Below are 243 nucleotides of genomic sequence, written 5' to 3'. Positions count from 1 at the left end.
TTTTCCACTCCTCTTCAGGAAGTAAAATTCTTTTTCTTCCACCTATTTTTGTTTCTTTGAATTTATTATATACATAATCTCCTGTATATAGTTCGTTCCTTGTAATCTGTGAGATAGCTGCATTTGTCCAAACTCTTTTCTTTACCTCACTTCCAGTAATTAAATTTCCAGTATAATCAGAAAGTTTCAGTTCTTCTTTTCGTTCAGAGCGTGTAATATAACCTTTTTCATTAAATATATTAG

1 protein-coding gene is annotated in these 243 nt (G+C 30.0%); it reads right to left on the bottom strand.

Annotated elements, in window-relative coordinates:
- Nucleotides 1-243: recombinase family protein (locus tag HMPREF0077_RS10255; protein ID WP_004837960.1), on the bottom strand; the 243-nt coding region annotated here is incomplete at both ends.

Origin of the sequence: Anaerococcus tetradius ATCC 35098, from assembly GCF_000159095.1 — a bacterium.
Lineage (GTDB): Bacteria > Bacillota > Clostridia > Tissierellales > Peptoniphilaceae > Anaerococcus > Anaerococcus tetradius.
This window is presented reverse-complemented; position numbering and strand designations above follow the sequence as displayed.